Origin of the sequence: Muriicola sp., assembly GCF_049669965.1 — a bacterium.
GTDB lineage: Bacteria > Bacteroidota > Bacteroidia > Flavobacteriales > Flavobacteriaceae > Muriicola.
This window is the reverse complement of the sequence record NZ_JBATLB010000223.1, coordinates 1-5430: the sequence shown is the minus strand read 5'-3', so window position 1 is coordinate 5430 and position 5430 is coordinate 1. Positions and strand designations below refer to the sequence as shown.

Below are 5430 nucleotides of genomic sequence, written 5' to 3'. Positions count from 1 at the left end.
AGCCTCTGCACTTTCCACATTGATATTGATCTTTCTCGGGTGTTCAGAAATTACTCCAAAATTATCCTTTGTTTTATCCAGGTCCTGGATAAGGTGATCGCGCATGCGCCATTCCCAAACTATCTTTCCATCATTTGGCTTAAGGGGTTGAATCTCAATGATCTTATCTACCCAGACCCCTGCCTTGGGAATGTGTTGTGGATCCATACCTGCTTGCAGGGCCTCTTCCGGAGTAAGGGCGTCGTAAGAAATAGCCAGAATATTTCCATTTGGCATGATCTCAATATCGTGATGGGTCAATTCTTTTTCATTGTAGTATTTAAAATCCCAGACGAGATTTCCGTCCCAATCATACTCCCGCATCCGGCCAGATTGACCCCCGGCCGCAAAGGTTGGGAAATTTTCATCGCGCTCCATCCTGATCAGATGACCATTGGGTTGAAGATAGGAATTCATGGAATTTAAATCTGAGGACCAGGTATGGACTACCTCTCCTTCTTTGTTCAATAAATAAGTGAAGGTACCATTGGAAGGTTCATATAGGACAAAACCATCGGTGTCCGTTTCGGAATTATAGATAAGGCCTCTTTTGGCCGTTACACCGGTAAGGCTTCGGGTGTCTTCCGGATTCCATTCACGGACTTCTGCCACGGTTGCATTATCTGCGGAAGGGACGTCCGACTTACATGAAAAAAGGGCAATTGTGAGTGCGAGAAGAAATAGTTCTTTGAGTTTCATTCTAGTAATTAGCTGGTTGGTTGCAGAAAGAAAGATACGCTTTTTTTGATTATCTTTTTCAGGCTACAATAGGAATGAAGTAGTGCTCTTTAGATTGCTTTTTGAACTACTTCAAAGACTTTGTTCCCATCACATTTAAGTGTCTTGGACGGGTATTTAAGGATCAGGGCATAGTCGTGCGTGGCCATAAGTATGGTGCGGCCGGCCTTGTTAATCTCCTGTAAGACCTTCATGACTTCCACACTGGTCTGTGGATCCAGGTTTCCGGTGGGTTCATCTGCGAGGATCAGTTCAGGGTCGTTTAAGAGTGCTCTTGCAATAGCTATACGTTGTTGTTCCCCGCCAGAAAGCTCATGCGGAAATTTAAACCCTTTCGTTTTCATCCCAACTTTCTCCAATACCTCTTCTATCTTAGCATTCATAAGCACAGTATCCTTCCAACCGGTGGCCTTCAATACAAATAGCAGGTTCTTGTTGATATTTCTGTCCGGGAGGAGTTTAAAATCCTGAAACACGATCCCCAGCTTTCTGCGCAAATACGGAATTTTAGCTTCTTCCAGGGTTTTTAAATTAAAGCCTACCACCCTTCCATTACCTTGTTTTAAAGGAAGATCGGCATAGAGGGTTTTCATAAAACTGCTCTTTCCGCTTCCGGTTTTTCCGATGAGATAAACAAATTCACCCTTCCGTATTTCCAGATTTACATCATTGAGTACCAGGTTCTCCTTTTGGAAAACTGCAACTTCCTTTAAGCTAAGAATGGGTTCTTCCATGAAGTGTATTTGTTGATATAAAAGTAATAAGTTATTAAGGATAAAAAAGATGGAACCCCTAAAAATCTTTTTCTTTGAGCTGTTTATACTGCAAAACAATATTTCCCGTTACTAAGACAAATACGGTAATTCTTAATAGCCCTAGAACACTATGCGAAAGAAAATCACCGCCTTCTCCCTTGTCTGTCTTGGGCTGTTTGTTACAGCCAAAGCACAGGAATCCAGGATTTATACACATGATGAAAGGCTCTATCAGGAGGCACTCAACTTATATAACAACAAACAATACCAGGCTGCACAGACACTTTTTCAAAAAGTGAATGCAAATACTCCTAACGAGGAAACAGCTGCTAATAGTGCGTACTATGTGGCCAATGCTGCAGTTAGACTCAACCAGTTAGGAGCAGACCGCCTCATGGAAGACTTTGTAGAAAAGTATCCTACCTCCACAAAGAGAGAAGCCGCATTTTTGGATGTAGCTGATTATTATTTTGAAAACGGGAAATACCCCTATGCGCTGAAATGGTACAAAAGGGCCGGAGAACGTACCATTCCCAGAAAGGAAAGGGAACGATTTAATTTTAATATGGGATATTCCCTATATGCCTCCAAGAAGACCGCGGAAGCAGAATCCTACTTTAATAAGGTTTCCAATTCTCCTGTTTATGGTGCACAGGCAAAATACTATCTGGGATTTATAGCCTATCAGCAAGATGATTATGAGGAAGCCAGTGCGCGTTTTGATCAGATCACAGATCAGGAGGTATTAGATGAAAAGCTATCCTATTTTCAGGCAGATCTGAATTTTAAGCTTGGCAATTTTGAGGAAGCCATAGCACTTGGAAAAAAACAATTGCCAAAATCTGACCGAAATGAGATCTCGGAGCTCAACAAGATCATTGGAGAAAGCTATTTCAACTTAAAACAGTATTCCAATGCCATCCCATATCTGGAAGAATACAAAGGAAAACGAGGACGATGGAACAATACGGACTATTATCAATTGGGCTATTGTTATTACCAACAAGAAGATTTTGCCAATGCCATTCTTCAATTTAATAAGATCATTGACGGGAACAACAGCGTGGCTCAAAACGCCTATTATCACCTGGCAGAATGTTATTTGAAACTCGACAAGAAACAAGAAGCTCTGAATGCCTTTAAGAATGCATCCGATATGGACTTTACACCCGAGATCCAGAAAGATGCCTATTTAAATTATGCGAGATTAAGCTACGATATTGGCAATCCCTATGAGCCGGTAACGGAAGTGTTATCTTCTTATTTGGAACGCTATCCCAAAGATACTTATACCTCGGAATTGCAGGAATTGTTGGTAGACTCCTACCTCACCTCCAAGAATTTTAAAGGGGCCTTAGCTTTATTGGAGAAGAATAAAAATTATGCCAATAAGGCCACTTTTCAAAAAGTAGCATTTTACCGGGGCGTGGAGCTATTTTTAGAGGGAGATTACGCCGAGACATCTCAGATAATGAATTTGGCCGTCAAGAGTGATGCGGATGCGCTATTTACCGCCAGAGCCAGATATTGGAAAGCAGAAGCCAATTATCTACTGAATCGGTATGAGGATGCGCTGCCAGACTTTATTCAGTTCCAACAGAGTAACATAGCGAGATCTACCAATGAATACAACGATCTGGACTACAACCTGGGATACACCTATTTTAAATTAAAGGATTACAATACGGCAAGTAATTACTTCAAAGAGTATTCCACAAGAACTAGCTCAGACCCAAAGGTATCGGACGCACTGGTGAGGCTGGGAGATTGTTATTTTGTGACCAGCAAATACGAGGCAGCTATTGATGCCTATACACAATACGGAAGAAGCAATGGGCCGGAAAAGGATTATGCGGCTTTTCAGAAAGCCGTTAGTTATGGTTTTGTAGGTAGAAACGATACAAAACTCGGAGAGCTCAATAACTTTCTTACTCAATTTCCGCAGTCTACCTTGAAGGACGATGTGCTATTTGAGCTTGGAAATTCATACATCCGCGAGAATAGGGAAAGAGAAGGATTACGGGTCTACGATCAGCTTGTGCAAGAGTATCCCGGGAGTAGTCTGGTTCCGCAGACACTTTTACGCCAAGGGCTGGTTCACTACAATGCGAATAGGAACGCTGAGGCTTTAACGAAGTTCAAAGCAGTGGTAAATGATTATCCTCAGACACAGGAAGCTGTGCAAGCCGTGAACACCGGTAAATTGGTTTATATGGACATGGGGAGGGTGGATGAATACGCCGTTTGGGTACGAAATCTCGATTTTGTGGAGGTTTCCGATATGGAATTAGACAATGCCACCTATGAATCGGCAAACAAACAAAATCTGGAGGGGAAAAGTGAAAATGCTATCCAGGGTTATGAGATGTACCTCAAAGAGTTTCCTTCGGGGATGCATGTAATCCCCACAAACTTTGCTTTAGCACAGCTGTATTTTGCAAAAGGGGAGAACGAGAAGGCCCTAAAATCCTATCAATATGTGGCAGATAGGGGAGGCAACGAATATTCAGAACAAGCACTTACCAGAGTATGCGAACTGCTTTTAGCAAAGGATGAAAAAAAGAACGCACTGCCTTATTTAACAAGGTTGGAAAATATGGCAGACATCCCTCAGAATCGTATCTACGCACAGCAGAATTTAATGAAGGTGTATTATGAACAAAACGACTATGACCGCACCTTGGTCTATGCAGACAAAGTGCTGGGAAGTCCTAATGTAGATGATCGTATTCGAAGTGATGCACAGGTGATGATTGCCAGATCTGCCATCAAAACAGGCGATGAGGCAACCGCGGAGACCGCCTATGAGAAAGTGTCTAAGATAGCAACCGGCTATATTGCGGCCGAAGCCCTGTACTACGAAGCATATTTTAAACGAAATAGAAAAGAGTACGAAGCTAGTAATACTGCCGTGCAAAAACTGGCAAAAGAGTATGCTACTTACAAAGAATGGGGAGGAAAAGGATTACTGATTATGGCTCAAAATTTCTACGCCCTGGGCGATGCCTTCCAGGCCACCTACATCCTGGATAGTGTGATCGCTAATTTTGTTCAATTTCCGGAGATCGTAGAAAAAGCTAAACAAGAATTAGCAAGTATAAAAGCTAAAGAAGCCGAACGCAACGCCTCTGTAAATCCTGAGGGGAACTAATCTAAGTGGTATTTGTATGCAAAAGAAGATTCAACTTTCAATCATCGCCGGGCTACTTCTGGTTTTAGGAGCTTTTGGGCAAGATGAAAAAGATCTGGGAACTGAAACAGTAACGGTTGTAAAACCCTATTCCCCCACCGTTTCCGATGCTTTTAAAATTAAATCGGCTCCTGTTTTAAACGATTCAATTATCCTTGCCAAGAAGGAGATAAAATACAGCATTTTTTCTGTACCTGTGGCCTCTACTTTCACGCCGGCCAAGGGGAAAGCTGCCACGGTGGAGAAAAGCAGGCCGGAAAAACTGTATAATTCATATGTCTCTCTGGGACTTGGCAATTTTAACAATGCCTTGCTCGACTTTTATACCAGCAGAGATATTGATCGAGGAAATCAACGGGTAGATATTGGTCTGAATCATTTCTCCTCAAGAGGAGATTTAGATTTTACCCCTTTGGATACAGATTTTTACAATACAAAATTAGAAGCGGCCTACTCAAACAGAGATCGGGATTATGACTGGGGGATCAGTACGGCAGCCAGACATCAACTCTACAACTGGTATGGCCTACCGGAGGGAGATTACGATGAGGCCTTTATAGCGGGAATAGATGAAAAACAACAGTATTTCAATGTGGAACTGGGGGCTCACCTTAATCAGGAAGATTCCTTCTTGTCCAAAGGCGAAGTGTTTGTAAAGAGATTTTGGGACAAGGTAGAATCTGCGGAGAACAGGGCATGGTTGGCGAC

Annotated in this window: 3 protein-coding genes and 1 pseudogene; 2 read left to right on the top strand and 2 right to left on the bottom strand. The window is 42.4% G+C overall.

Annotated features, from left to right (window positions below):
* The coding region (locus WBM49_RS11730; protein ID WP_424372241.1) for an aryl-sulfate sulfotransferase at nt 1–738 on the bottom strand (738 nt) is incomplete at its 3' end.
* Nucleotides 739–827: 89 nt separating this feature from the next.
* Nucleotides 828–1511, bottom strand: a complete 684-nt coding sequence (locus WBM49_RS11725; RefSeq protein ID WP_424372240.1) for a cell division ATP-binding protein FtsE — start codon at nt 1509–1511, stop codon at nt 828–830.
* A 151-nt stretch (nt 1512–1662) separates the two neighbouring features.
* Between WBM49_RS11725 and WBM49_RS11720 the strand changes: the two genes are divergently transcribed.
* Both WBM49_RS11720 and WBM49_RS11715 read left to right on the top strand, forming a co-directional pair.
* On the top strand, nt 1663–4683 hold the full coding sequence (locus WBM49_RS11720; RefSeq protein WP_424372239.1) for a tetratricopeptide repeat protein: 3021 nt from the start codon (nt 1663–1665) through the stop codon (nt 4681–4683).
* 16 nt (nt 4684–4699) lie between these two features.
* Nucleotides 4700–5430 (top strand): annotated as a pseudogene (locus WBM49_RS11715) (TonB-dependent receptor); the annotation flags it as partial.